This is a genomic window from Erwinia typographi (assembly GCF_000773975.1).
Classification (GTDB): Bacteria; Pseudomonadota; Gammaproteobacteria; order Enterobacterales; family Enterobacteriaceae; genus Erwinia; species Erwinia typographi.
This window is the reverse complement of sequence record NZ_JRUQ01000030.1, coordinates 45,305-69,042: the sequence shown is the minus strand read 5'-3', so window position 1 is coordinate 69,042 and position 23,738 is coordinate 45,305. Positions and strand designations below refer to the sequence as shown.

Below are 23,738 nucleotides of genomic sequence, written 5' to 3'. Positions count from 1 at the left end.
AAATCTATGTACAGGCTCGATAATGTTGGCTGGCCATTAAAATTTCATCTTCGTGATCGAGATGGCCTGCTGAATTTTCCTGTTTGGTTGCGTTAAGGCTGACACCCGCCGCCCCTTGAGCTTCCATATGATAGAGGATTGATCCAGTGTCACATTGCCCGCGCTCCAGTAGCTGGAGCGCATGCCGCCTCAATACTTCTTGCTCCGGAGCATCACTGTTGAGATCAATAGTCATGATCGGTTTACCCAGCACGCTGCGCTCGGTGCGTCCACAGAAGTCAATCGCCTGTTTGAACTCGGCTGAGGTACTCAGAAACCCATTAAAACGGATAGCCTTACCCTCCAGTACAGATTTGAGCAGCGCGTTGCCATTGACCTGAGTGCTGTCGAGATTATCACCCCCGGTCGCACCTTTCAGCAGCGGCGTATTGTGGATGCGTGGAGCCTGACTGAGGTGCGCGTCAAGCGTTTGGGACGGGCCGCTTAGCGTATCTTCAATACGTGACTTCAGCGCGGCTTTATCATCTTCATAGTCCTCAACCTCCTCCTCATCATCGCTGTCTTCAACCTCATTGAGCACGGAATATTTAAGGCCAAAATTCTCTACAAAGTCGTCGATGTTATCGTCGTCATGGTAGTCATTATCACAGGCTTTCAAAAATTCTGGCAGCGTCTGATATCCCATCCGGCTGATATTCATCAGAACATTATCGCCGGATTTGCTTTGGTAAAAATCCAGCGCTTCCCGGATACCTTGTCGGTGAGCTGGAGAGGTCGCTAACATGTGCGCACGGCTCTGCTGATCCAGCGCTATTTTTTGGGGGGGAAAGTGATTGAGATCATTTTGCGTGATAGCAGCCATCATCTGCTCTGCCGCGTGAGACAGTCGCTGTTCATCAGCTAATAACTCCTGCGCTCGAGCGGGGTTGATGGGCATCTGTCCCCGGCTTTCTATTCGCCGTGTATTCCCCGTGCGGAAGGCAGACATTTGACCACTCTGGTTCAATGCCGTCATTGCTACCTGCTGTCCGTGAACCCTGCTGATGCCGTTTCCCGGCCTGGCTGACACGGAATGACTGGAGGATGAAGCATTACTGACTGGTTGATGTTGTGCGACGAGGTCAGCTGAACTGGTGCTACTGGCGGGAACGTGTCCGCCAGTGCCGGAAAGCGGAAGTTTCATGTCGGGCTACCTGATTATCATATAATGGTAGTTGCGTGGCTCCAGTTGGCCAAAGGTTCCCCTCGCCTCCCTTTTAAATGGGTAAGATCACATCATCAATCAGGTCACTCCAGCCGCCAAGAGTTCCTATCTCAAGAATCCGGGAAGCCCGACTCATTTTAACTAACTTAATGGCAGGATTTTCAGCCAGGTAAGAGCCTAAAGAACCACAGGATGCCTTTTTTTTCCCTTTGATAACGAGGTCTGCCAGGTCATTTGCCATACCTGCATCGTCGCCGAACGACCAGACCATTGCGCCTGGATATTTACTCTGCAAACTTTCAACTGAAGTCATGATTATCCCTTCTCAATGAAATATACAATAAACATAGCCGGTTAACGTCTATGTAAGAATGTTACTTGATACCGGCATCTGATGCTAAAAAAGCCTGAAATAATTAATCAGGCGATAAACCTTTTAACATTTATTCGGAAACAAGATAAACTTCCCGGCAGTCACTCTCTAACGGAATGCCTGATTTGCTCACGCTGCATCGCCTGTCTCAACGCCGGATACCAGCCATGATAGCTATCTTAGCAATCATGATGCTGTTTATCGCGCCGGAGGTGTCAAAAACGCTGGAACACTGGCGTATGCAGACAAAAGGTGAGCCTGTCGTCAGCCATTCGTCTGAGGCAATGGAGGGGATGGAGATGAGTATGGACATGGGCACGATGCCTGTGGATCACGCTCACTCGATGACGCCGCCGCAAAAGACTTCTGATACCGCTACCGGCGGGGATTCCGCTCGCAGCATGGCCTCCGCGCTGCCAATGATGGCCGGCGGCATGGGGATGATGGATGATTTTGCCTGCGGCTATTGTCAGCTGCTGGTGCATTTCCCGCTAATGGCAGGGATCGCACTGTTCGCTGTTTTACTGCTGCTGATCGTGTCACGAACGCCCCATCGCCACCCTGTTCCCGTTGCTCCTTTCACGTTATTTATCGGACCTTCTCAGCCGCGCGCCCCCCCTGTTTTTTAATCGCTAATTCAGAAATAAAAGAATATTAATACCTGTTTTTGGGTAATGTTCTGCTGTCAAATTAAATATGTGCAATGCGCAGGATTTAATTCGCCCTGATTTATTGCGCGAAAAGCATCATATTATTTTAAATATTGGAATGGCTATGATAAACACAACCGTTAATGGTTCGGCCTCCCGCGCTGCGCTGCTGAACCTTTTACGCCGCCTGCATTTTTATATCGGGCTCTTTGTCGCCCCATTTATTTTTGTGGCCGCGCTGACCGGCACGCTCTATGTGCTGACTCCACAGATTGAAAACGTCATTTACGCCGATGCGCTGACAGTACAGCCTCAGGGGGAAGCCAGGCCGTTGTCGGAACAAATCACTGCCGCCCGCCGGTATGCCGGCGAATCGATTGGTATCTATGCCGTGCGCCCTGCCCCTGGCGCGACGGATACGACTCGCGTGCAGTTTAACGATCCCACTCTTGCCGCCTCAGAATCTCGCTCCATTTTTATCGATCCTTACACGCTACAGGTAAAAGGCGACATGACGGTTTATGGCACCTCGGGCGTATTGCCGCTGAGGATGTGGCTGGATCAATTACATCGTGGGCTGCTGCTGGGCGACTTTGGCCGCAACTATAGCGAACTGGCTGCCTCCTGGCTGTGGGTTGCCGCTCTTGGCGGCGTGATATTGTGGCTGTCTGCCCGTCCCCGACGGAAAGTAAAAAAAGTCAGCGGAAAATTTGTGCTGACCCGTCACTGGCACATCACCCTGGGGCTGGTTCTGCTGGTTGGCCTGGTGTTCTTCTCCGTTACCGGGCTGACGTGGTCTCAGTGGGCAGGCAACAATATAGACAGGATGCGCAGCGAGCTGAACTGGCTGACGCCGCAGGTTAACACCTCGCTAAACGCTATCGCTCCAGCGCCTGCCGACCCTCATGCTGAGCATCAGGGTGCGATGGACGGTATGGACATGTCCGGGATGGCAATGCCGGCTACCGCCATGCATAAAGCGGAAAACGTTAACCGCGCTGACGGTGACTGGGATCGAGTATTGCACGCAGCCAGGGAGAACGGTATTGCGGCAGCTAAAGTTGAGCTGCGTCAACCGAAAGCCGCTGATAAAGCCTGGACGGTAACGGAAGTCGATCGCAGTTGGCCTTCGCAGGTCGATTCCGTATCGGTTAACCCGGAGAACTTCAGCATTGTCGATCGCGTCCGGTTTGCCAGTTTCCCGCTGGTAGCCAAGCTAACCCGCTGGGGCGTGGATGCGCATATGGGCGTGCTGTTCGGCCTGCCCAATCAGCTGCTTCTGGCGGCGTTCGGGCTGGGCCTGTGCGTCATGATTGTGCTGGGCTACCGCATGTGGTGGCTACGTCGACCCGCGGTGGCAAATGCCAACCCGGCAAGGACGCTGCTGGCCGCCTGGCAAGCTGTGCCCCCGGTGGGTAAAACGGTCAGCGCGGTCGTCGCCCTGGCGCTGGGCTATGCGCTGCCGGTGATGGGAATCAGCCTGCTTGCCTTTTTAGTTGTTGATATACTCCGTGGCAAACGTCACCAACAGCGCGCCCACGACACTCTGCCTGGGGCCGAAACAGGAAAGTTTTTTATGAGACGAGAAACGAAGCGATTTATCACCGCGGTTGCGGTAGTGCTGCTCACTGCCCTTACCATTATGTCTAAAGTCATGATCGGCGGGGCGATCGACGAATACCATATCCCACTGAGCAACTGGTCCGTTGAAATGCTGGTTACGCAGATATTTATGATTGTGGTGTACTCGTCGGTCTTTACCGGCCTGCTTTCCATACCTCTCTGGTACTGGTTCTTAGGCGAAAAAGAGGCGGATAAAGCCTGATCCCCAGCGAATCCGCAGCGGGCGCTGTCCGCTCCGGATTCGGTTGTATTCTGCTAGTCTTTTTCGGCGCTGGACGGCGTTCTCAGCGTGATCAGCGTGAGTTCTGAAGGACGCCCCACCCTGAGCGCCATACCGGGCCACAGTCCCGTACCGTTATTGACGTAAAGCGTCATGCCATTCACGTTGTACAGACCTGAGACGTAACCGCCGTTCGCCGACTCGAAGAGCCTGGCAAGTCCGGCGACCAGCCCGCCGTGGGTATGCCCGGAGAGCTGGACCTGGACCCCGCTGGCCGCCGCGTGACGCGCATTTTTCGGCTGATGATCCATCAGAATCACCGGGGCCTCTGGCGGGGCATTCTCCAGCGCCTGCGCTAAGTCAGAGGGGGCTGAATCCCTTCTGCCCGCAGACAGGTCGTTCACCCCTGCCAGCAGCAATTTCGCCCCGTTGCGCTCGATCACTTTATGACGGTTGGGCAGCGGCGTTAATCCCAGCATGGCAAGGTGCTCCACCCAACGTTCAGGCTCAAAAAAGTACTCATGATTGCCGGTGATGGCATATACCCCATCGGCAGCCGCCAGATGCCTGAGCGGCTCTACGTCTTTCTTACGATTTTCCACCGTGCCGTCAATCACGTCGCCAGTGATCACGATGAGATCAGCGCCCAGCCGGTTGGTTTTATCCACTACCGCCGCCGTCCAGGAAGCCGGAAACAGGCGGCTGATATGCAGATCGGTCAGCTGAACAAGCTGATAGCCTTCGAACTCGCGGGGCAGATTGCTGACTTCGATAGTCACGTTTTTAATGGCGGGAACGCGGATGGCCTGATAAACGCCCCAGGCCGCCAGTACGCTCGCTATCAGCCCCACCGCGTAGCGATAGCCGGGTAAAATGGTCATTTTGTGCTGAATCACCAGCGCGAGTACGGCGGCGACGTCGGTCACCAACTGCATTAGCGCAATAATAAAAATGGCGCAAAACGCCCAGTTAAACAGGATCACTACGATCCTTGGCATCTCCGGGGCAAACACGCTGCCGGAGGAGAAGCGGCAAAACAGATGGTACTGAGAAGCGATCAATGCCAGCAGCGCGACGGCCAGCCTGACGCTCAGTGGCCAGGGCATGGGGGCGATAAAACGGGCGATAACGTACAAACTGGGCAGGCTGAATATCAGGTGAAACATGAAACGGCTCCTGAGCTGGTGACGGGTGAAGCAGGACTTCCCGCTAAATCATACTGGAAACCCCTGCCCGCGCGTTTTATGGTATACGTTCTTTCCTGGTCAACGGGGTTAATAAATGCGAATTCTGGTGGTAGGTGCCGGTGCAACCGGTGGGTATTTTGGTGGACGCCTGGCGCAAGCCGGTCGTGATGTTACCTTTCTGGTACGGGAAAGACGCCTGAAGCAGTTGCAGGATACTGGACTGGTACTGCAAACGCCACAGGGTACGGTAACGCTTCGCCCGCCGCTCACTCTGGCAAGCCAGCTGCACGATCCGTTTGATTTGATCATCCTCACGGTGAAAAGCTTTGGGCTGGAGCAGGCGATGGATGATATTGCCCCTGCTGTGGGCCCGGAGACGCTGATCCTGCCAATCCTCAACGGGATGCGTCATATTGACACCCTGCGCCGCCGCTTTGGGCAGGATAGGGTGATCGGCGGCCTGTGCAAAATTAATGCTACGCTGGGGCCTGATGGCGAAGTGGTGCAAATGACGCCGCTGCACCAGATCTATTACGGTGCGCTGGATGGTCACAACGATGCCCGCCTGCACCGTGTGGATACGGCACTGCGCGACTGCGGAATGGACACTATTTTCACCGATAATATCCTCAGCGAACTGTGGGAAAAGTGGCTCCTGCTCAGCACGCTGGGCGCAGTAACCTGCCTGGCGCGCGGCAACACGCAGCAGGTACTGACCTCGCCGGGCGGAGAAGCGCTGTTGCAGGGCCTGTTTAGTGAAATTCTGGCAACAATAAGCGCCGACGGTTACCAGCCGCGCCCTGCCGTTACCGCGAAGATTTACGCATTGCTGAGCAACCCTGGCACGCGGATGACTTCATCTATGTATCGCGATTTGCGCCAGGGTCATGACGTTGAGTCAGAACAGGTGATTGGCGACCTGCTGCTGCGCGCGGCGCGCAATAGCGTCAGTACGCCGCTGCTCAATGCCGTTAATGTGAATTTGCAGGTCTACGTGCAGGGACGAAAGGCATAATTTTACTTCTCCCTTTCTTCAGCCCTCGGTGATGCCTGGCTGCCCGGTCCCTGCCCCAGTTTACACCAGCTCAGCGAGGGTTGAAGCATTGAAATCCTGTAACTGATCGTACTGACCGCTGCGAATTTTTTTCGCCCAGTTCGCATCGCTCAGCAGCGCGCGACCAATAGCAATCAGGTCAAATTCGTTGCGTTCAAGCCGCTGGATCAGGTTTTCAATGCTGGCCGGTTTTGAACTTTCGCCGCTAAAGGCGCCCATAAAGTCGCCCGACAACCCTACGGAACCCACGCTGATGGTGGCCGCGCCGGTCAGTTTTTTAGCCCAGCCGGCAAAGTTAAGTCCGTTGTCACCGTCAACTTCAGCAAACTCAGGCTCCCAGAAGCGTCGCTGCGAGCAGTGCAGGATGTCCACGCCAGCCTCTACCAGCGGCGTTAGCCAGTCGCTCATCTCATCAGGCGTGGCGGCCAGTTTTACCGCGAAGTCCTGCTGCTTCCACTGGCTGATGCGTAAAATCAGCGGGAAATCAGGTCCTACGGCTTGCCTCATGCTTTTTATCACCTCCGCGGCAAATTGCGAACGCTGCTTCAGCGTTGTGCCGCCGAACCTGTCGGTACGCTGATTGGTTCCGTCCCAGAAGAACTGATCGATCAGGTAGCCATGCGCGCCGTGGATTTCAGCCACGTCAAAACCCAGTGTCTTAGCGCTGAGGGCAGCGCTGGCGAACGCGGCAACGGTATCGGCGATCGCTTCCTCGCTCATGGTCTCTCCCCGTGGCTGGCCTGGCGCAATCAGACCTGACGGGCTTTCGACCGGCGCGTCCGGCACCCATTCGGTCATAAAGCTTGCCACTGAACCGGTATGCCACAGCTGCGGCCCCATTTTTCCACCGGCAGCATGTACCCGATCGATAACGCGCTTCCATCCTGCCAGCGCAGCCTCGCCGTGGAAGAAAGGAATGTTCGGATCGTTTCTGGAAGCGGGACGATCGATCACCGTACCTTCTGACAGGATTAGGCCAACGTCCCCCTCTGCCCGGCGCTGGTAATAAGCCGCGATGTTTTCGCCCGGAATGCCGTCAGGGGCAAAGGAACGGGTCATGGGGGCCATAACGATGCGATTTTTTAAGCTCAGGTTCTTTAAATGAAACGGCTGAAATAAGGCTTCTGCACTGGATGATGTCACGATGTTGAACTCCTTTGGCGGTAGATAAATTCATAGTATAATAAGTATACCAGGTGTCAATCAGGCACTTTAACGCTACCAGGTACCCTTATGGAAACCACCCAATCCACCAGCCCGCAGGTGCTTTCGGTCGCGGATTGCCCGCATCGTCTGCTGCTCGATCAAATTGTCGATAAATGGTCAGTACTGATTATGGCCGTGCTTTGTCAACAGCCGACGCGCTTTAATGCTATCAAGCGGCAGCTTGAGGGCGTAACGCAGAAGGCCCTGACCCAGAGCCTGAGACGTCTTCAGCGTAATGGAATTGTTGAGCGGAAAGTGCTCGATACCTCGCCGGTGGCGGTCGAATACTCCATTACCGCGCTGGGCAAAACCCTGAAAGAACCGTTTCAGGCGATTTATGCCTGGACGCTCGACTATCTACCCGAAGTTGAAAGAGCAAGGGCAAAATTTGATCAGTGCCAGCAAGAAAAAGAAGAATAATGAATTGAGGATTGGCCTGGATGGGCGTCAGCGGTACTTACCCATTACTTAGGTTTCCAGCTGAATTTAATCCACTACGGAGTGGGCGTGCAGGGAATTACTGACTTGCCAGATTGAAGCCTTTATTATCCTGATTGAAGGTAATATCCGCGCCGTATTCTTTTTTCAGCCTGCGCGCCTGGAAAAATGCCGATTTCCAGTAGGGACTATTCAGTGAAGATCGCATCACGCCCTTACTAACCGAAGCGTGCAGGAAATTCATTTGAGTGTCGTAAAAGCCAACGTGCAGTTCACGATTGATGCGGAAAAAGACCAGGTCCCCGGTTTGCATATGATCAATATCAACCGGCTTGCCCATCTGGATCAGCTCTTTTGTTGTCACTCTGTCCATCGGAATATTAAATCTGTCTTTCAGCGTGCGCCAGACAAAACCGGAGCAGTCGACCCCCTCCAAGTCCGTACCGCCCCAGTGGTAGGGCGTGCCCTGCCAGGAGTGCATCTGATCGTGTAGCGCGGCAAGTACCGGGATAAGATCGGGCTGAGCACCCTGGCTGGTGGCCGACCCTGTATTATTGCCGGATAAATCCTGGCTGCCTGCATCATGTTTTGAAGAGCACCCGCCGATAATTATGCAGGTCAGGACCAACATATTCTTAAAATTGCAGAGATGCTTCATATTATGCAGCCGCAGGAGAGGATTGAGTGTCGTTTACTTATACCTTATATAATTAGCTGACTAAACAGGAAAGCTTAATAATCTCCCCGTCCTTACGTATCTTTACATAGTAATGATTAAAAAAAATACCCTGGCGGCCGTTATCGGGCACCAGGTGAATCAATAATGTGCTGCTTTATGCAAATAAAAAACCGCTACTCTCCCCTCGCCCGATCTTTACCCAGCGGCGACTCAGGCATGAACCAGGAAAGTATAAACGCCACGATCATTACCATCATCGCCATTAAAAAGGCCGCGTGGATAGCATTCCCAAAGGCGATAAGATAATCATGGTGCAGCGGTTCAGGTAAATGCTGAATGGCATCGGGATTCATGGTGCGCGGCAGCTCGGTTCCCGGCGGTAGCTGTTGTTCCAGCCCTGTTTTCAGCACCCCGCTGAACACCGCGCCAAACAGCGCCACGCCAATTGAGCCGCCCACCGAACGAAACAGCGTAACCGCTGATGTCGCCACGCCGAGTAAATTCGTTGGCACGGTATTCTGCACCGCCAGCACCAGCACCTGCATAACCATCCCCAGCCCCATTCCCATTACGCAGGTGAACAGGTAGAGATGCCAGGTTGGCGACGTTGTGGTGATCGTGGTCAGCAGCCCCATGCCCAGGCTGGCCAGCAGGGTTCCGGCAATGGGAAAGAAGCGATATTTTCCACTGCGGCTGATGATCCTCCCGCTGATAATCGAGGTGAGCAGTAATCCTCCCATCAGCGGCAGCAGCTGCATCCCCGCCTGGGTCGGCGTGGCGGCTTTGACTATCTGGAGATAAAGCGGCAGGAACGTGACGCTGCCAAATAAAGACATGCCGATGATAAAGGCGATCAGGCTGGCAAGCATAAAGCTCCTCTCGCGAAACAGCGTCAGCGGGATGATCGGCTCGGCGGCCAGACGTTCTTCATAGAGAAAGCCGATCAGGCCGACGAGGCCAAACGCCAGGATGCACCAGAGCAGCGGATCTGACCACTCCTTAACGGTTCCTCCTTCGCTGGTGAACAGCGTAATGCACAGCAGCGCCAGGCTCAGGTATAGCGCGCCAAGATAGTCAATCTCATGCTGTTTACGCTTCCCGCCCGACTTGAGCACGGCACCAATCACCAGCAGAGCAAACAGTCCCAGCGGCAGGTTGATGTAAAAGATCCAGCGCCATGAAGCGTGCTGGACGATAAAGCCCCCGGTTAACGGCCCGATGACCGTGGCCAGACCGAACACGCCGCCGAAGAGCCCCTGATAGCGTCCGCGCTCGGCTGGCGGCACCACATCGGCAATGGCGGCCATGCTGACGACCATCAGTCCCCCCCCGCCCAGCCCCTGAAGCGCGCGCGTCAGCACCAGCTGCTCCATATTTTGCGCCAGCCCGCACAGTGCGGAGCCGATAAGGAACAGCACGATTGAAATTTGCAGGACGGATTTACGGCCGTAGAGATCGCCGAATTTGCCATACAGCGGCACCACAATCGTCGAGGCCAGCGTGTAAGCGATGACCACCCAGGTGAGCTTATCGAGGCCGCCCAGTTCGCCAACGATGGTAGGCAGCGCGGTAGAAACGATGGTCTGGTCCAGCGCCGCCAGCAGCATGACCAGTAATAGAGCGCCGAACAACAGGCGTAATGAGGGTTCTTCCGCCTGGGCCTGCGGCTTTTCTGCGATCAATTCTGAGTCCATGACAATGCTCACTTGTAATTAATTAAATGCACAATTAATATCTAGCACAAAGATTACCATGAACCCAGCAGGCAGGTAGAAAAATGTCAGCCCCGCAAGAAAATTCGGATTTTAAGCCAGTGAAGAGTGCCGCTCGCCGTCCCGGCAGGCCGCGCGGCGGCGCAATCAGTGCGGAACAGCGCGGGCATTTGCTGGATATCGCCCTCGCGCTGTTTGCGCAGCACGGCATTGCGGAAACCTCGCTCAATGCCATTGCCCGCAAGGCGGGCGTAACGCCTGCAATGCTCAATTACTACTTCCACTCTCGCGAAGCCCTGCTCGATACCATCATCGAAGAGCGTTTCATGCCTTTGCGCGGCCGAATTTTCGAGGTTTTTGTCGCTAACGCCGATGACCCCATCGCTGCCATTGAATATATGGTGAAAGAGATTGCCGAGACAGCGCAGCGCGATAGCTGGTTTGCCCCGCTATGGATGCAGGAAGCGGTCAGCGAGAACGCGCTTATCCGCCAGCGAATGGATGAGCGCTTTGGCAAACGAGAGGTGCGTGAGAAAGTGCTCGCCATCATGGAGGGCTGGAAACGGGCAGGAAAAATTAATCCTGAAATTAATACCTCGCTGCTATTAGGTTCGCTGGTCAGTCTGGTATTAGTCCCGCTGGTTCAGCTACGGGTGGAAGAGGACCCTGCGGCCAGAGAGGCGATTGTCCGACACGCTCTCGCCCTGCTTTGTAAGGGTATTTCTCCTTAGCGGCGGCGGGCGTATTATGCCCTTCCCGACCTCAGCGGCGATAACAGCCCCTGTCGAACTTTCAGTGTGTGGAGGCCACGCTCTCTAACTGAGCGACCGGCAATAAAGCAAAGGCCGTTTTCATTTCACGGGCTTCCTGGCCGGGAGTTCGTCCAAAAGCGCGCCGGAATTCTCTGTTGAATTGGGAGGCGCTCTCGTAGCCGACTCTGATAGCAGCGGCCGCGGCTGTCAGATTATCGCGGATCATCAGCAGCCTGGCCTGATGCAGGCGGACGGATTTCAGGTACTGGATGGGAGAGGTCCCGGTGACGGTTTTAAAGTGAGCATGAAACGTAGGGATGGCCATTCCCGTTTCCCGGGCCAGCAGGCTCACGTCCAGAGGCTGTGAGTAATCGTCGTGAATGTGCTTCAGCGCGCGTGCTATCCGGCCAAAGCTGCCGTGGCTGGCTAATGCCGCCCGTATCGCCCCACCTTGTTCTCCTCTCAATACGCGAAAGCAAAGTTCTCTGATCGTGCCAGGCCCCAGAATCTTTGCCTCAAGAGGATTGGTTAGCACTCTCAGGAGGCGTAAGGCCGTATCAGCAAGAGCGCTATCGAGTGGCGTTGAGATAATTCCAGCGGGTTCCGCTACTGAACCACTGACTTTCCGGTCAATTTCCAGCACCAGATCGGCGATAACCGGCATATCCAGTCGTACCGACATAGCCAGCAATGGCTCTTCCTTGCTGGCATGGGTTTCAGTGGTAAAGGGCAAGGGAACCGAGAGCACCAGATAATGCCGGGCGTCATAATGGTAAATCTTGTCGGCCAGATAACCGCGTTTACTCCCCTGAAAAACGATCACAATGCCTGGCTCATACAGCACCGGGGTGCGCCCAAGGGGGCCGTCGGCTCGCATCAGGCGAACGCCCTCCAGCAGCGTGCGCGTATAGCCTTCATGGGGCGCCAGTCTTTCGATCAGACTTATTATTTCTGTTTGCTGGGCTACGGCCGGAACGGTCATGGTTAACGGGGTCCATTATCCAGATAAACAAGCAATCATTATGGCATATTGCGCTTTATAAATAACTATTTTGATAGAAACAGGCAATAATGCGATAGGTCTCGGCCTGTTGCATTTAGTCCCACCAGCCTAAGCTGTTCCTCCGTTCAATCCGTTATAAAAGAGTCTTACTCCATGGCACAACGAGCAAAAACTGAAAACGTCTGGTTTATCACCGGAGCCGCACGCGGGATTGGCCTGTCTCTGGCTCGCCAGGCACTGGCCCAGGGCGACAGGGTCGCCGCTACCTCTCGCACGCTCGCCAGCCTCGATCGGGCGTTTGGTGGCGACAATCCCAAACTGCTGAAGCTGGAAGTTGATTTAACTGCGGAGACCAGCGTGCAGACTGCGATCGAAAAGACCATCACGGTATATGGTCGTATCGACCGGGTGGTAAATAATGCGGGTTATGGTCAGCAGGGAACGGTTGAAGCATTAACCGATGCCGAGTTGCGGCGTAACTTCGAGGTCAATGTGTTCGCGCCACTGCATGTGTTGCGCTATGCCCTGCCACACCTGCGCCAGCAGCGCAGTGGACATATTTTCAACGTGGCTTCCATCGTTGGTTTCCAGGGAGGCTATGCCGGTTGGGGAAGTTACGTCAGCAGTAAGTTCGCTCTGGCAGGATTAACTGAAAGCCTGGCCGCCGAAGTGGCTGAACTGGGCATTAACGCCACGGTAGTCTACCCAGGACCGGTACGTACGGGGTTTCTGTCCAAAGACAGCCTGGTGGTTGCCCAGCATTCCATTGCGGATTATACCGAAGCACAAGCCTCTCTGGAGCTTCATCTCAATGGGCTGGATGGCAAACAGGCGGGAGATCCTGAAAAGGTGGCTATCCTGATCCTGCAAGCCGCGGCCGCATCGGCACCCCCGCTGCATTTATTTGCCGGAAAAATAGCCAATGAGCTTGCCGGACAGAAGATGCAGGCCGTGGGCAAGGATCTGGAGCTTTGGCGTGACGCTTCCGAAGCAACTGACTTTAGCAACTGATAGCTGAGCTCTACGGACTGTCAACGAGTTATCGCCTGGCGCGCGCAATGGCCGGGAAAAGAACGGGTTTAGAATGTTCGCGGGGGGATAGCAAGGGCGGCTTTCGCCGCCCTTCAGGATTAACTCATTACCGGTTTGCCTGCCGTTACCGGCTGCGGCGGACGGTCGGCCAGCGCGAACAGCGCTTCCACCCTCGCCTTCTCCTGTGCATCGGCTTTGATCAGCGCGCCGCAAAGGATGAACACCAGCACGTTACCAGCCAGCCCGACAATGCCGCTGGTCAGCGAACCAAGCGCCGGAATGTCGTCTGGATAGAAAACGGTCAGCACGATGGCGATCACGATGCCGGTCAGCATTCCGGCCAGCGCGCCCTGCTTGTTGCCAAAGCGGCTGAAAATGCCGAAGAACAGCGGGACGGCGAGCTGGATAATGCCCTGATAGGAAATCTGCGCCAGCAGCTGCAGGCGTGAGTAGTTAAACGTCAGGTAGGCCAGTACCGCCGCCGCTACGATAAATATCACCATGCCCGATTTCGCCAGCACCGTCAGTTGGCGGTCGCTGCGGGGTTTGCCCCAGGTCGCCAGGTCGTTGGCAAACTGCGTGCCGCAGACCTGTACGCAGCCATCCACATGACCAATGCTCGCGGCGAGGACGATCACCAGCGCCAGACCAAGCAGCCATGGGCCGCCGTGGTCAAAGAGCGCGGTAAAGAAGCCCTGTTGAGGATTTGCCTGCACGCCCGCGTCCTGGCTGATTGCGGTGGCGAATAGCATCAAAATGGCATAGAACCCGCCCACCAGAAGAATGGTCAGCAACGTGCCCTTCTTCACCGCCCGGATGCCGCTGGCGGTATAAATACGCTGGAAGCTCATCGGCCAGCACATTGACCCCACCACGCCGGTGAAAATCAGGCTGAACATATACCAACTGCCGTAATGGCTGCCTTCCGCGCCAGGAATTTGCAGCATAGCTGGCGGCAGGCTGGCCAACTGGCTGAAGCCGTGCTCGCCGCCGCTGAACAGCAGGATAATGCAGACCAGTGACCCCAGCCCGTAAGCCACGATCCCCTGATACATGTCGGTCATAATCAGCCCGCGCATCCCCATGCTGACGGTCCAGTACTGACGGATCAGGATCAGCGCAACGCCGGCGAACAGACAGAGGGTAACGCCCCAGCGCCCAAAGCTGGCAAACTCAACCAGCAGCGCCAGCGCCTGGATCCCCATCACCACCCACGGGAAGACGCAGATGATGCCGATGATTGAAGCCACCCGCTTTACCGCCGGACTGTTAAAGCGCATTCCCAACAGGTCTGGCTGCGTGGTCAGGTTGAAATGCTGCCCCCATTTCCAGGCCCGTCGCGCCATCAGATACATCGCGGTGACGCCGAGTGTGGAGTAAACCGCGCCGTAGAAACCGATCGCGCCGCTAACCGACAGCGCAAAGAACGCAGTGAAGGTGGCGCCCGGCCACCACGAATTGGTGTAGCTCATCGCAATGTACCACGGTCCATAGGAGCGCCCGCCAACGGCATAGTCGGAGAACGAGGTGCTTTTCTGGTTAGTGGCGTACAGCACGGCAATCATGATCGCCAGAAACAGGCCAATCATGCCAAAGGTAATAAAATAGTGTGGTTCAACGGCGGACATATTCATGATACTTCCTCATCTTCAGGAATTTCCCCGAATGCACATTCAGCCAGATACGTTACCCATAGCCCAAGGCCAAGAAAAAGTGCGATGGCAAGGTAGTAGATAATGGGTAACGGGATGCCGAGAAATAGGATGCTGCTGCCGCTGACGCTTAAATAAAGCGGTGGGAAAAGCGCCAGCAACGCTAACACCAGCAGGTAAACGGCTAATATTTTATTTTTTAAGCTAATTAACGAGCGCTTTTGATGCGCTACAATAATGGAACTCATCACCACTTCCTGAAATGGATAGTTAGGGTTTTGCATTCCCTTACCTGCTGATTAACAGCGATTCCCCTGGGGTTGACGGATATAAGCGTTCTGCCACAACGAGGCCTCAGCCGCCGCCGGGAGTGCTAAATCCGTCTTTCTGATGAATGACCAACCTTGCCCGAAGGGGCAATTAAACTGCGCGCAACCAGTTTTCCCAGTCGGGATGATTAAGCACGCTTCGGGCGCGCAGCGTTTTCCACGCGCCGTATTTCGAGAAATCAAAATCAATATCCGCCACCTGATGCTGAATAATCGCCCAGGTTGACCACTTCATATCGGCAAGAAACTTATGCATTTGCACGCGGGCATAACAGGCGTTATCCAGCTTGCCGAAATAATCCTCCAGCAGCTCGCGTTCTGTTTCCGGCGAAAAAAACATTTCGCCAAACCACAGGGCCAGTTCATAACAGCGATCGTTATTTGAGGCGTATTCGAAATCAACCAGTCGAATATCGCCCCGATCGTTCAGCATAAAATTACCCGCCAGCGTGTCGTTCATGCAGGGAACCTTGTCGAGGCCCGCAGCCAGTATCGCGGCCTGCGCCCGCCGGGACTGTTTATGCAGCCAGGCAGCATCAGGAGAAAACGCGGCGCCGAGCGAATTAACCTGACCAATGTGTTCGTCCAGCATATCAAACACGGTTTTACACTCCGCGAGCAGCGGCTGGTCGTTAAAGCTTTTCAGCGCGTGCAGCGCTTTATGCCGTACGTCGCGCTGCTGGAAGTCCTGATTTGACGAGGTGCGCCAGCCTTCCATAAATTCGAAGATCTCCACGCCCTGCTCGCGCAGATAGGCCACAACCTGCGCGCCGTAGCCGGTTTCGGCCGCTTTGAGACTCGCTTCATGGGCGGTATCGCGGTTGATGAAACGCTCGGTGCCTTCTCCTGGAATTTTGACGAAGTAAGCGCCTGGGGCACCCTCCACGTCGACACGCCAGTTGGCGTTGGAGATCCCTCCACTAACCGGGCGGTAGCGAACGTCGCAAGTCTGCCATTCCGGCACTGCCGCGACCGCCTTCTCCACCCGCTGTTCCTGCCAGCTTTCTGCTTCTCCAGGACGCTTACTCATGCTGCACTCCCCGCCACAAGGGCTAACCATCTTTCAAGACGCGGATCGCGGGCGCTCTGCCGGCAGCGCAGCAGCGCCCACTGCCCCACTTTGGTGAACTCCAGTCCGCGTGGGCTGGTGTGTCCACTCCACAGGCCCCACAGCGTCCAGTAGTAGTCGTCCACCAGCGCATACAGGCGGCAGCGGGCGTAATCCGCTTCGCTACAGCTTCCGCGCCAGCGGCTGATAACTTCCCGCCACTGATCGTCAAAGGGCATCTGTTCATTAAGCAGCACCGCGATGTCGTACCAGGCGTCGCCCTTCGCCGCGCAGTCAAAATCCAGCAGCTGCCACTCGCCCTTGCTGTTCACCAGCCAGTTGCTGGCTATTGGATCGCCGTGAAGCAGCACCGGTTCGAACGGCTGAGCCGTCAATGCCTGCCAGGCCAGATCGACGCATTCGCCCAGCCACTGCAATTCTGCCGGGAGCGCTACGCCATCCTGTTGGCAGCGCTTGCGCAGGATCCGCATGGCATCCTGGCGCGAGGGCAGCGGCAGCGTGATCTGGTGCAGCCGATCGAGGATCTTCGCTAATGACTTAAAATTCTGCGGCTGCGTGAGCTGATCGAGCGTCGCCCAGTGCCAGCTTTCGTCCAGCGCGGCGAAAATCAGCACGCCCTGCTCGCTATCCGCATGAATCAGCGGCGGCGTCAATCCCAGCCCGGCGGCGGCACGGCTCGCGGAAGCGCTGCGCCCGACGTCAATCAGCGGCCGCTGATCGTCATACAGCACTTTGGCATAGAGCCGCTGGCCGTCCTTTTGCAGCCGGAATCCTGCCCATTCGGTAGCTACGCGGTGTGGCGAGGCGACGCCAGCCGTGCCGGGCTGAATTTCCCATTCGGCATCAGGCTGCCAGCTGCGCAGGCTCTGCTCCAGACGACTTAACATCGCGTCACCTCCGAAGCTGCGTCGGGTGAAAGGCAAAGATCGGCCAGCAGTGCCAGCAGCAGATCGATTCCCCGATGTAAATCTTCCTGCGCGGTGAATTCGCGCTCGTTGTGCGACAGCCCGTCATGGCTGGGAACAAACAGCAGGCAGCTTGGACAGTGATAGCTAAGGCTGATGGCATCGTGGCCCGCAACCGTTTGCATCGGCATCGCGCTAAGGCCGGATTCTTCTGCCAGCTTCAGCGCCCGCTGAGCCAGTGCGGCATCCAGCTTCTGACGCGGCCTGAACAGCGAGGAAACCAGGCTGACGTCGGTGGCCGTCTGCTGGGCGATTTGCTGGAGCGTGCGGGAAAACTGTTCTCCTGTGGTTTTCAGCAGAGCTTCGTCAGCGGAGCGGAACTCGATATACAGCGTGGCTTCCGAGGTAACCACGTTGGGCGAGTTCGGCGACGTTTCCACTCGCCCTACCGAGGTATGCATCGCCAGGCCGTGTTTATCGGCCTCGTCGCGCACCGCCACAATGGTTTTAGCGGCTGCCAGCAGCGCGTCACGGCGGCTCGCCATCAGCGAAGGACCGGTATGATTCTGCTCGCCGCGAAAGAGCACCTGCCACTTCAGCGCGGCCCAGGTTTCCGTCACCACGCCAATCTGCTGCCGCTGCTGCTCAAGGTGCGGGCCCTGTTCAACGTGGATTTCGAGATAGGCGGCGAGCGGCATTTCAGGCCGCGATGTGCCGCGATAGCCAATGCTTTCCAGTGCCTCGCCGAGCGTGACGCCCTGCGCATCCCGACAGGCCAGCGCCGCGTCCAGCGTGCTGGAACCGGTAAAGACCGCACTGCCGATCAGGCTCGGCTGAAAGCGAGCGCCTTCTTCATTAGTCCAGCTAACCACCGCCAGGTTGTAGCGCGCCTGGTCAGGGCGTTCTTTCAGCTGCCTCGCCAGGCTGGCAAGCGCCACGGCCGCTGCCGTCACGCCAAACGCGCCGTCAAAACGCCCTCCGGCGGGCTGGCTGTCCAGATGTGAACCACAAAGCAGCCAGGGGGCGCCAGCACGGAGCGTCAGCAGGCCGAACAGGTTGCCGATCTCATCAACGTGAACGCGAAAGCCATGCTGGCGTAGCCAGTGGCAAAACGCGTCGCGCATCGCGCCGTCTTCGGCACTCGCCGTCAGGCGGTTTAATCCGCCTGCCGGGGTCGCGCCAATGGCGCTACTCTGGGCAAAGAGCGCATCAAAGGCCTGATAATCGCCTGGCATCATCCGCGGCAGTGCCGGGATGGAGGATGTTGACATGGGCATTCTCCAGACTTGCGATAAAACTTGCCGGTGGCGGCGCATTAGTCACCAGCGTATCCACGGCTCTAAACGGCAGCGTATTAACAAAGGTACGCAGGCCAAATTTCCCCTCATCGGCCAGAATCACGCTTTGTCGGCTGTGCCGGGTCAGTACCCTTCGCAGCAGCGCTTCCGGCTCTTCGTAATCCATAAATCCATGCTCTAAATCCACCGCCCCTATTCCCATAAACGCGATGTCATAATGAAACTGTTGGGCAAACGCCAGGGCGTGAGGACCGATTAGCGCGTTATCGTTACGCCGCACGCGGCCCGGCACCATCGTCACCGCGCAGTCGCTCTGCTGGGTCATCAACGTGCCAATGTCCAGCGAATTAGTGAAAATCTTCAGCCGGGAGAACCGGGTCAGCTGGTGGGCCAGCGCCAGCGTTGAGGTGCCGGTATCCAGGAACAGCGCCATTCCCTCTTCAACCAGCTCGCTGCCCAGTTGCCCGATGCGCACCTTCGCCCGGGGCTTAATGCGGCTGCGTATTTGCAGCGGCTGCTCCTCATTAGGGACTGGCAGAATCGCTCCGCCGTGAACGCGGCGCAGCAGACCCTGCTCTTCCAGATATTTCAGATCGCGGCGGATGGTTTCTTCCGAGACCACAAACCGCTGTGCCAGTTCGGTGACGCGCACGCGCTTATCGCTGCTCAGCACCCGTTTAATTTCATCCAGCCTCGGCTGATTAATCATAAAGCCCCTTCCGTTGCGTTAAATTCCTGCCAGTAAGCAGTATACCAGGGGCTATAAAGCCTGGGGCGGCAGGTGCTGCGCCCAGGGCATAAGGGCTTCCAGCGCCGCGCAAAATTGCAGAACGTCTCCTTCCGCATAGCGACGGCCCACTACCTGCAGCCCCACCGGTAACCCTTCTGGCGTAAAGCCGCAGGGGATGGTCGCTGCCGGGTTGCCGCTAAGGTTGAATGGCCAGGTAAAGGGCGTCCAGCGCGCCCACTCCACGCCGCTGTCGCCCTCAGGCTGTTCGGGCGGAGTATGGCGATCGGCGGCGAAAGGCTGCACCGGCAGCGTCGGCATGACCAGCAGATCCACCCGATCAAACAGAGCGTGAACCTGAGCGGCAAACGCCGCCCGCTGTTTCTGCGCGCTAAGGTAGTCCGCAAGGTCAATCTCGCCCGAGCGGGCAATCAGCGTGGCAAAGCCGGGGTCGAGCCGATCAAGCTGGTCATGCAACGCGGAGCCGTAGGCCACGCCGCGTCCGCCAGTCCACAGCGTGTTAAACGCCGCAAACGGGCTTTCCCAATCGGGCTGGAGCGAAATAACCTCGACCGGCAGCTGCTGAGCAATGCGTTCCACCGCCTGCTCTACCGCGATGGCGATCGCCGGATCGACAGGCGTGTTGAACAGCGTGGCGGCAGAGGCCACCCGAAATCGCGGCAGCGGCAGGTCGCAGCGCGCCAGCCAGGACTCATTTTTCTCCGGCAAGGCCTGATGATCGCGGGAGTCCGGGCCAGAAAGCAGATCGAACAGCAAGGCGCTGTCGCGGACGGTACGCGTCAGTGGTCCGGCGTGGCTCAGCATTTCTGTCGCCGACCATGGCCAGGTAGGAATGCGCCCCAGCGAGGCTTTGAGAGCAAAAATGCCGCAGAACGCGCCGGGGATCCGCACCGACCCGCCGCCGTCCGAGCCCAGCGCTCCCGGCACCAGATGGGCGGCAACGCTTATCGCCGACCCTGAGCTTGAGCCGCCGCTGGTCAAGCTGGTGTTCCAGGGATTACGGCCGTGGCCGAAGACGCGCGAATAGCTTGATCCGGTCCAGCCAAACTCGGTGGTCGCGGTTTTCCCCAGTAAAATTGCGCCTGCGCCCTTCAGACGGGCAATAATCGGCGCATCGCTGTCCGGCACGTTTTCCAGCGAGGTCAGCGAGCCTTTGGTGGTGCGTAACCCAGCGGTTGAAAAAAGATCCTTAATACCAAAGGGAACGCCGTGAAGCGGTCCCCGCCATTTACCTGCCGCCGCTTCCCTGTCACAGGCTTCGGCCTCGCGCAGCGCATCTTCAGCAAACACGTCGCCAAAGGCATTCAATGTGGGATTGTGGGTTTTTATGCGTTGCAGGCAGAGCGCTACCAGCGAAACGCTACTGCGTTTTCCCTGACGAATCTGATTCGCCGCCGTGAGGATGTCCGGCATTAAATCTTCTGTTGTCTCATGCTGCTGCCGCATTGTTTCACTCCGTATCGCCCTGGCTTCTTGACACCGATAGTGGCAAGTGCCCGCGCTGAGCGCAAGACCGATTTTTGTTGTCAATGTGGGATATGTGGGGTTTTGGGTGGCCAGGCGATAGGAAAAAATGATAGGCGCTAACCGGACAAACCACTGCTATTTTGCAGATGACTGGCTGAATCGTTCAGCTCTCAGACCTGAGGGGTAACTTGCCCGCGGCAGTAAGGTATTTTGCAGTCGGAACGCCAGCAGGATGGAAAATCGGGAGGCGGTGAAAATAGCGCCAGCGTAATAATAAAGTCATATGCGTGTGATTTCGCCCGGCCGTGCTGACTTTATGGCTGGCTAAGCTATTTATGTTCTAAATACAGGAGATTATCGACTTTGTAACCGATCACGCTCGCGCTACTCTCGCACGAAGCACTAACGTTGATTTGTTGCAGGTTGGCTTAATGAGTGGGAAATCATCAGTTTATTTGAGTGAGCAGCAGCGGGAATCCGTTCATCAGCTGGCTGCATCATGGCTATGGCGCTCGGAACTGCCGACCTGGCTACTTATTATCACGATTTACGGCGGTTGGTTCGCCACGGTTGCCTGGTGGCAAACGTTGGGGCTGGTGCCGTCAACGCTGTTGCTGATTTGGCTAACCACCTGGTACATGTCGCTGCAACACGAGCTTATTCACGGCCATCCGACGCGCTACCCCCGGATAAATAAGCTGTTTGGGCTGCTCCCTTTCTCCATCTGGTATCCATATGACGTTTATCGGGACCTTCATCTTCAGCACCATATCGATGAAGATTTAACCGTGCCGGAAACAGATCCTGAAAGTTACTACTTCACCCGTAGCCGCTGGACGCATTTCAATGGCTTTCAGCGGCTGCTGGTCCGCGTGCGCAATACCTTCCCTGGGCGTCTGCTGCTTGCTCCGTTACTGACGATGTGCTGGGCCGTGCTGAATATCTGGGAATCATTTCGGCAGCTTAATCGTGCGGCGACAGGCATGTGGCTGCTGCATTTTCTGTTGATGCTGCCGCTGATCGGCTGGCTGGTACAGCATAATTTTTCGATCGTTTACTATCTCTTGCTGGTAACCGGGCCAATGCTGTCGCTGGTTTCAGTGCGTTCATTTTTAGAACATCGCGCGGAGGAAGCGCCAGAGGCACGGACGGTGATCAATGAAGCCGGTCTGTTCTGGCGTCTGCTGTTCCTGAATCTGAACTACCATTCAGTACACCACGATCTGCCGGGTATCCCCTGGTACGGACTGCCGCAGGTCTACCGCAGCCATAAAAAAGAGTATCTTGAGCGTAATCAGGGTTTCTTTGTTAAAGGCTATGGCGAGCTGATGCGCAGGCATCTGATTAAAGCGGTTGAGGTTGAGGTTAACCCTTATTTCCCTGATGGACGGCCAGAGCAACGCGACCTGGGCCGGGAGAAGGAGCATGAGTAATATGATTTCGCTGCCGATGTACGACATCCATCATCCTGATACTCTCGCGCTTTTACAGGCGCTGGACCAGCTGCTGAAGGAAGAAGGATTCGCAAGATATGAGCTGCTTGTCAGCGCCCCGCAAGACTATCTGACGCACTGGCGCGATCCTCAACTGCTGCTCAGCCAGACCTGCGGCTATCCGCTGCGCACGCAGTTGCCCGAGGTACAGGTGGTCGGAACATTCCATTACCAGGCCGCTGGCTGTCAGGATTTTCGCTACAGTAGCCAGCTAGTGGTCAGAGAAGCGGATGCCGGTAAAGCACTGAGCGATTTTCGCCATCAGCGGGTGGTCTGCAACAGCGAGGATTCACAGTCGGGCTACCATAGCCTGCGGGAGCTGGTGGCATTGGCGCACAGCGGCGAACAATTCTTTTCTGAGGTGGTGTTCAGCGGCAGTCACCTTCAGTCGCTGGCGGCTTTGAAGGCTGGTGAGGCAGATATTGCGGCAATCGATGCGGTCAGCTGGGCGCTGGCAGAACGTCACCGACCCGAATTGACCTCCGGGCTGGTCTCTGTTGGCACTACCCCACTGCGTCCTGGCCTGCCGATGATCACCTCATCACGAACCTCGCCCCAGGAATTAGATCGGTTGCGCCATGTCCTGACTCGCCTGGTCCGCGAACCGGCCTGGCGGCCGGTCTGCGCAGCGCTACTGATCAACGACTTCACCGCCACTGCGCGTGAAGATTATCGGGCTGAGCACTTCAGTCCATCAGTTGACGGCGCTCAGGGCGATTAGCACCACAGCTAAGATTACCTTTTCAATTTGGCACATTGCCGTGAGCAGCGATCGACACTTCCTTCCATGCATTCCACTCAGCCAGTCTGGACTCGTAGGCGGCCGTGAATTTGGGTAACGTCGTCGCGCCTAAGATGAGACGCAGCGGAGGCGCATTTGCATCCACCAGACTCATAATGGCCGCGGTCGTAGCTGATGGCTCACCAATATCCGATGGCTTAAAGCTTCCTCTAATTGCATTGCGCACGGGATCATAGATTTCCATCCCGGGAGCAGACTTTGTCGAGGCTCCGAATCCGGTTGCAAAGCTTCCGGGTTCAATAATCGTCACTTTGATACCCAGGCCTGCCACTTCACCCGCCAGAGCTTCCGTTAGGGCTTCCACTGCAAACTTCGTGGCCGTATAAATCCCACCGGTTGGAAAGCTGAGAACACCACCGATGCTTGACACCGTTAAGATATGCCCGCTTTTTTGCTTGCGCATTAGGGGGATAGCCGCCTGAATGACGGAAAGTCCGCCGAAAAAATTGGTTTCAAAATTCGCTTTTGCCTCTTCGAATTCAATTTCTTCGACGGCTCCCATATACCCATAGCCTGCCGCATTCAAAACCACGTCAATCCGATCAAAGTGGGCGTGGGCCTGATTCATGGTATCCAGTACAGCCTGGCGGTCGGTAACATCGAGTTGCAGCGGAAGGACCAAATTGCCATAGCTCTTTACCAGAACATTAAGCGTCGCGATATCGCGAGCTGTCGCTACAACTTTGTCTCCCCGCTGAAGTGCGGCTTCACACCAGAGGCGGCCGAATCCCCTTGATGCACCTGTAATGAACCAAATTTTTTTCTCTCGCATGACTTACACTTCCTGGCTATATTTATTGCACTGAGTGCAATAATATTTGCACGGAGTGCAAAATTGTCAA

At 56.2% G+C, this 23,738-nt stretch carries 23 protein-coding genes; 8 read left to right on the top strand and 15 right to left on the bottom strand.

What is annotated here, in order from left to right:
* Positions 1-4 precede the first annotated feature (4 nt).
* Positions 5-1,183, bottom strand: a complete 1,179-nt coding sequence (locus NG99_RS27580; RefSeq protein WP_157032605.1) for a hypothetical protein — start codon at positions 1,181-1,183, stop codon at positions 5-7.
* Positions 1,184-1,256: 73 nt separating this feature from the next.
* Positions 1,257-1,517 carry an ASCH domain-containing protein gene (locus NG99_RS27575; RefSeq protein ID WP_052130652.1) on the bottom strand — a complete coding sequence of 87 codons (261 nt, stop codon included), beginning with the start codon at positions 1,515-1,517 and terminating at the stop codon, positions 1,257-1,259.
* A gap of 227 nt (positions 1,518-1,744) precedes the next feature.
* On the opposite strand from NG99_RS27575, the gene NG99_RS28205 reads away from it, so the two are divergent.
* Both NG99_RS28205 and NG99_RS10835 read left to right on the top strand, forming a co-directional pair.
* The gene (locus NG99_RS28205; protein ID WP_232298261.1) at positions 1,745-2,206 is read left to right on the top strand and encodes a DUF2946 domain-containing protein; all 462 of its coding nucleotides are present in this window, start codon (positions 1,745-1,747) and stop codon (positions 2,204-2,206) included.
* A 145-nt stretch (positions 2,207-2,351) separates the two neighbouring features.
* Positions 2,352-4,052 (top strand): DUF2534 family protein, encoded by a 1,701-nt coding sequence (locus NG99_RS10835; protein ID WP_034892130.1) that lies wholly within the window; start codon positions 2,352-2,354, stop codon positions 4,050-4,052.
* Positions 4,053-4,105: 53 nt separating this feature from the next.
* Here NG99_RS10835 and NG99_RS10830 read toward each other — a convergent pair whose 3' ends face one another.
* Positions 4,106-5,236, bottom strand: coding sequence for a metallophosphoesterase (locus tag NG99_RS10830; protein WP_034892102.1), 1,131 nt, complete (start codon positions 5,234-5,236; stop codon positions 4,106-4,108).
* 115 nt (positions 5,237-5,351) lie between these two features.
* Here NG99_RS10830 and NG99_RS10825 point away from each other — a divergent pair, with 115 nt between their 5' ends.
* Positions 5,352-6,272 (top strand): ketopantoate reductase family protein, encoded by a 921-nt coding sequence (locus tag NG99_RS10825; RefSeq protein ID WP_034892099.1) that lies wholly within the window; start codon positions 5,352-5,354, stop codon positions 6,270-6,272.
* 60 nt (positions 6,273-6,332) lie between these two features.
* On the opposite strand, the gene NG99_RS10820 is transcribed toward NG99_RS10825, so the two are convergent.
* A complete protein-coding gene (locus NG99_RS10820; protein ID WP_034892096.1) occupies positions 6,333-7,454 on the bottom strand; it encodes an NADH:flavin oxidoreductase in 1,122 nt (373 codons plus the stop codon).
* 90 nt (positions 7,455-7,544) lie between these two features.
* Here NG99_RS10820 and NG99_RS10815 point away from each other — a divergent pair, with 90 nt between their 5' ends.
* A complete protein-coding gene (locus tag NG99_RS10815) occupies positions 7,545-7,937 on the top strand; it encodes a winged helix-turn-helix transcriptional regulator (protein ID WP_034892093.1) in 393 nt (130 codons plus the stop codon).
* A 97-nt stretch (positions 7,938-8,034) separates the two neighbouring features.
* Here NG99_RS10815 and NG99_RS10810 read toward each other — a convergent pair whose 3' ends face one another.
* Complete coding sequence (locus NG99_RS10810; protein WP_157032604.1) at positions 8,035-8,586, bottom strand: C40 family peptidase; 552 nt, start codon at positions 8,584-8,586, stop codon at positions 8,035-8,037.
* A 221-nt stretch (positions 8,587-8,807) separates the two neighbouring features.
* A complete protein-coding gene (locus NG99_RS10805; RefSeq protein ID WP_034892087.1) occupies positions 8,808-10,328 on the bottom strand; it encodes an MDR family MFS transporter in 1,521 nt (506 codons plus the stop codon).
* An 83-nt stretch (positions 10,329-10,411) separates the two neighbouring features.
* Between NG99_RS10805 and NG99_RS10800 the strand changes: the two genes are divergently transcribed.
* Positions 10,412-11,077 (top strand): TetR/AcrR family transcriptional regulator, encoded by a 666-nt coding sequence (locus NG99_RS10800; protein WP_034892084.1) that lies wholly within the window; start codon positions 10,412-10,414, stop codon positions 11,075-11,077.
* 61 nt (positions 11,078-11,138) lie between these two features.
* On the opposite strand, the gene NG99_RS10795 is transcribed toward NG99_RS10800, so the two are convergent.
* Complete coding sequence (locus NG99_RS10795; RefSeq protein WP_034892081.1) at positions 11,139-12,080, bottom strand: AraC family transcriptional regulator; 942 nt, start codon at positions 12,078-12,080, stop codon at positions 11,139-11,141.
* Positions 12,081-12,254: 174 nt separating this feature from the next.
* On the opposite strand from NG99_RS10795, the gene NG99_RS10790 reads away from it, so the two are divergent.
* Entirely contained in the window at positions 12,255-13,112 is an 858-nt protein-coding gene (locus tag NG99_RS10790) for an SDR family oxidoreductase (RefSeq protein WP_034892078.1), read from the top strand.
* Between the two features lie 119 nt (positions 13,113-13,231).
* Here the strand turns inward: NG99_RS10790 and NG99_RS10785 are convergent, their stop codons facing one another.
* From NG99_RS10785 to NG99_RS10755, 7 genes are all read right to left on the bottom strand, one after another.
* On the bottom strand, positions 13,232-14,767 hold the full coding sequence (locus NG99_RS10785; protein WP_034892075.1) for a sodium:solute symporter family protein: 1,536 nt from the start codon (positions 14,765-14,767) through the stop codon (positions 13,232-13,234).
* Entirely contained in the window at positions 14,764-15,069 is a 306-nt protein-coding gene (locus tag NG99_RS10780) for a hypothetical protein (protein WP_232298260.1), read from the bottom strand. The genes NG99_RS10785 and NG99_RS10780 overlap by 4 nt, the downstream gene beginning before the upstream one ends.
* Before the next feature lie 136 nt (positions 15,070-15,205).
* The gene (locus NG99_RS10775; RefSeq protein ID WP_034892073.1) at positions 15,206-16,144 is read right to left on the bottom strand and encodes a choline kinase family protein; all 939 of its coding nucleotides are present in this window, start codon (positions 16,142-16,144) and stop codon (positions 15,206-15,208) included.
* Positions 16,141-17,070, bottom strand: a complete 930-nt coding sequence (locus tag NG99_RS10770) for a phosphotransferase family protein (RefSeq protein WP_034892071.1) — start codon at positions 17,068-17,070, stop codon at positions 16,141-16,143. The genes NG99_RS10775 and NG99_RS10770 overlap by 4 nt, the downstream gene beginning before the upstream one ends.
* Positions 17,064-18,359, bottom strand: a complete 1,296-nt coding sequence (locus NG99_RS10765) for a M20 family metallo-hydrolase (RefSeq protein WP_034892068.1) — start codon at positions 18,357-18,359, stop codon at positions 17,064-17,066. Before NG99_RS10765 ends, NG99_RS10770 begins: the two co-directional genes overlap by 7 nt.
* Positions 18,298-19,095, bottom strand: coding sequence for a DeoR/GlpR family DNA-binding transcription regulator (locus NG99_RS10760; RefSeq protein WP_034892065.1), 798 nt, complete (start codon positions 19,093-19,095; stop codon positions 18,298-18,300). The genes NG99_RS10765 and NG99_RS10760 overlap by 62 nt, the downstream gene beginning before the upstream one ends.
* 51 nt (positions 19,096-19,146) lie before the next feature.
* Positions 19,147-20,580, bottom strand: coding sequence for an amidase (locus NG99_RS10755; RefSeq protein WP_232298258.1), 1,434 nt, complete (start codon positions 20,578-20,580; stop codon positions 19,147-19,149).
* Between the two features lie 452 nt (positions 20,581-21,032).
* Here NG99_RS10755 and NG99_RS10750 point away from each other — a divergent pair, with 452 nt between their 5' ends.
* Positions 21,033-22,034 (top strand): fatty acid desaturase, encoded by a 1,002-nt coding sequence (locus NG99_RS10750; protein ID WP_034892062.1) that lies wholly within the window; start codon positions 21,033-21,035, stop codon positions 22,032-22,034.
* Complete coding sequence (locus tag NG99_RS10745) at positions 22,027-22,815, top strand: phosphate/phosphite/phosphonate ABC transporter substrate-binding protein (protein WP_052130651.1); 789 nt, start codon at positions 22,027-22,029, stop codon at positions 22,813-22,815. Before NG99_RS10750 ends, NG99_RS10745 begins: the two co-directional genes overlap by 8 nt.
* 22 nt (positions 22,816-22,837) lie before the next feature.
* Here NG99_RS10745 and NG99_RS10740 read toward each other — a convergent pair whose 3' ends face one another.
* Positions 22,838-23,668 (bottom strand): SDR family NAD(P)-dependent oxidoreductase, encoded by an 831-nt coding sequence (locus NG99_RS10740; RefSeq protein WP_034892060.1) that lies wholly within the window; start codon positions 23,666-23,668, stop codon positions 22,838-22,840.
* Positions 23,669-23,738 lie beyond the last annotated feature (70 nt).